The following is a 2,838-nucleotide window of genomic DNA, read 5'->3' on the forward strand; positions in this document are numbered from 1 at the left end:
GAACCTGCGGCACCCGCTTTAGGAGAGCGGTGCTCTATCCCCTGAGCTACGGGGGCCCGTCTGCAGCCTAGCTGCACGTTCGTGGTCACTCGTCGTCCTCCCCGTCGGGGACGGTGGGGTCCCGGGGCGCATCCGGGGCACACACGCGTCGAGCGCACCCGGGATCACTCCTGTCGATCCCTCCCGAGGAACCCCTGTGCGCAGGAGTGCTCGGCGCGGCGCCGGCCGCACCCTCGGCGAGGGAGAGCCTGCACCTCACGGGCCCACGTCAAGGGGTGGCCCCCCGCCGCGCGACCGTGCATCGTGGACCGGTCAGTCGGCCCGGACCCCGCCGCCTCGCGAGACCCCGAACGAGCGGACTCCCATGACCACCGAGCACGACCGCGAGCTGGTGGAGGCGCTGCGCGCCGCCTCCCACTCCCTGGTGCACCATGACAGCTTCGGCGATCTCGACATGACCCTCGGCCGAATCATCGTCGCCGCGGTCGACACCGTGCCCGGAGCGGACGGCGGCAGCGTCTCGCTCGTGCGCCGCGGGCGCATCGAGTCCCTGCGCGCCACCGGCGACGACATCCGCAAGCTCGACGAGCTGCAGAACGACTTCCACGACGGCCCCTGCGTGAGCGCCATCGACGAGCCGCCGGAGGGCGGTGCCCAGCTCGCCGTGGACCTCGCCGGGGAGGACGCCGACCGGTGGCCGCGGTTCGCGCCCCGGGTCGTCGAGGCCGGCTACCGGGCGATGGCGTCGGTGTCGCTGTCCACCGAGGACGGCACCCGGGCGGCGCTCAACCTCTACTCGCACGCGCCGGGGAGCTTCGACACCTACTCCTGCCACGTCGCCGAGCTGTTCGCGCTGCAGGCGGCCGGTGTGCTCTTCGGGACCAACCGCGCGGTCCAGCTCCAGCACGCCGTCGAGACCCGGGACGTCATCGGCCAGGCCAAGGGCATCCTGATGGAGCGCTTCACGCTGGACGACGCCTCGGCCTTCGAGATGCTGGCGGCGTCGTCCCAGAACGCCAACATGAAGCTGGTCGACGTCGCCCGCTGGCTCACCCGGGAGGTCGCCGCGCGCCACGCCCGCGAAGGTCCCCGGGCCGGGTCGGTGCCGCCCGCCACGCGTGCCGCGAGCGCGTCCGGGTAGCCCCCCTGGTGACGGGAGAGAAGCACGAGGTGTCGAGCGCGCGTGAAGCCGCCGACGCCCTGCGACGGGTGATCTCCCGGGTGCAGGAGAGTCCCGCGGGCGCGATCGGGGAGCGGGAGACCGAGGCGCTCGACGAGCTCGTCCGGCTGGCCGACCTGCTCGGCCGCACCGTCGAGGACATCGCCGGGGAGGAGAGCCGGGCGGTCCGGGCCCAGGCCGACGAGCTCGCGGCGGCCATCGCCGCGCACCGCGACCAGCGGGCACGGTGAGGGCCGTCCCAGGTTCGGTCGCGTCCGATTGTGTTGACGGCCAGCTCCGGTAGTCTCGGCGCGGTGATCGAGGAGGACCGGGCCGGGGAGCAGGCCCGGGTGGCCGCCCGGTCGGTGCTGGCGAACATCGAAGAACTCAGCCGCGGTGGGCTCGACGGCAGCCACCGCGACCGCGTCGTCGAGCTCGCCCGCGCGCTCAGCGCCCGCAGCGGGACCGACGGCCGGCTCGACCGCGCCGCCGTCGTCGCGATGACCGGTCAGCTCCGGGACCTGCTCGCCCCGGTCGGTGGCCTGACCGCGCGCACCGTCCGCTCCTGGCTCGACGACATCGAACCCGCCCGCTGACTCGCGGTCAGGCGTAGCTCGTCAGCTGCTTCCCGACGCGGGCGGCCATCTCCGTCCCGAGGGCCTGCAGGCCGGACATCGGCCGCACCATGACCTCGACCGCGACGATGAGCCCCTCGTCGTCGAACGCGATCATGTCGATGCCGTGCACGTCGCGGTCGCCGACCCGCGCGCGGAACTCCAGGACCACGTCGTGCCCGCCCGCCGCGACGAACGTGCGGTGGTAGACGAAGTCGGAGAACACGGCGTACGCCGTCGACACCGCGAGGACGACGGCGTCACGGGAGCGGTAGGGCGTGTGCGCGACCGGCGAGGAGAACACCGCGTCCGGGTGGACGATCCCCGCGAGGCCGGAGAGGTCCCCCGCGGCGATCATCTCGTGCCACCGCGCGAGCGAGCGCGCGGCGGCGGGGGACAGGGCGGCGTCGTCCATCGGGTCCTCCTCGCGTGTGGTCACCGTCGGCCAGTGTGCCCCGCCGGGTGTCGTGCCGGGGTCCACGACGGATCCCGGCCCAGCCAGCCGACGAGCCGCGCGTAGGACCCGGCGTCGTCGGGGACCTCGACGACCGGCCCGAACGGGATGCCGCCACCGCGGGGCTCGGCCGGGAGCGCGGCGCGGACCTGGTCGACGACGACGTCGGCGAGGGCCGGATCGAGGACGTCGGTGCGGCCGAGGGCGCTCGCGAGGTCCCAGCCGTGGACGGCGAGCTCGCGGACGTAGCCCCACCCGGCGGCGCGGCCGGGCACGACGCCCCAGGGGACGGTGAGGTCGCGGTCGAGCAGCGCCGGGTCCCCGTCGGGACCCCAGACCTCCGCGAGGTCACGACGACCGTCCGCGAGGGCGGCGGCGTAGGCCGCGGCGCCGGCCTGGGGGAGCTGGTGGGGGAGGTCGTGCGGGTGGCCGCCGCGCCCGACGTGGGCGACGCGCCGGTGGACGGTGACGAGGTGGGCGAGCAGGTCGTCGACGGTCCAGCCCTCGCAGGGGGTCGGGGCGTCGAGCGGGAGGTCGGGGGAGACGAGGCCGGCGATCTGGTCGGCGGCGCACAGCAGGGTGGGGCGCGGGTCGGTCACGGGGTTCTCCTT

Annotated in this window: 5 protein-coding genes; 3 read left to right on the forward strand and 2 right to left on the reverse strand. The window is 74.9% G+C overall.

Annotated features, from left to right (window positions below; translation table 11 throughout):
• Nucleotides 1-364: 364 nt before the first annotated feature.
• The 3 genes from AC0CYZ_RS06390 (at nt 365) to AC0CYZ_RS06400 (ending at nt 1,755) form a co-directional block, all read left to right on the forward strand.
• Nucleotides 365-1,141, forward strand: a complete 777-nt coding sequence (locus tag AC0CYZ_RS06390; RefSeq protein WP_472213445.1) for a GAF and ANTAR domain-containing protein — start codon at nt 365-367, stop codon at nt 1,139-1,141.
• Nucleotides 1,142-1,149: 8 nt separating this feature from the next.
• Nucleotides 1,150-1,410, forward strand: a complete 261-nt coding sequence (locus tag AC0CYZ_RS06395; RefSeq protein WP_472213447.1) for a hypothetical protein — start codon at nt 1,150-1,152, stop codon at nt 1,408-1,410.
• 63 nt (nt 1,411-1,473) lie between these two features.
• Nucleotides 1,474-1,755, forward strand: coding sequence for a hypothetical protein (locus AC0CYZ_RS06400; RefSeq protein ID WP_472213449.1), 282 nt, complete (start codon nt 1,474-1,476; stop codon nt 1,753-1,755).
• Nucleotides 1,756-1,762: 7 nt separating this feature from the next.
• On the opposite strand, the gene AC0CYZ_RS06405 is transcribed toward AC0CYZ_RS06400, so the two are convergent.
• Both AC0CYZ_RS06405 and AC0CYZ_RS06410 read right to left on the reverse strand, forming a co-directional pair.
• Nucleotides 1,763-2,212: a nuclear transport factor 2 family protein gene (locus tag AC0CYZ_RS06405; protein ID WP_472213451.1), complete on the reverse strand. Its 450-nt coding sequence runs from the start codon at nt 2,210-2,212 to the stop codon at nt 1,763-1,765.
• Nucleotides 2,209-2,838 (reverse strand): TIGR03086 family metal-binding protein (locus AC0CYZ_RS06410; RefSeq protein WP_472213454.1); only part of this gene is annotated, 630 nt, incomplete at its 5' end. The genes AC0CYZ_RS06410 and AC0CYZ_RS06405, both read right to left, overlap by 4 nt.

This window comes from Actinomycetospora sp. (genome assembly GCF_055612215.1).

Excerpts from the sequence above, each read along its gene's own strand:
- AC0CYZ_RS06390 (WP_472213445.1), top strand. The coding sequence starts at position 365 with ATGACCACCGAGCACGACCGCGAGCTGGTGGAGGCGCTGCGCGCCGCC.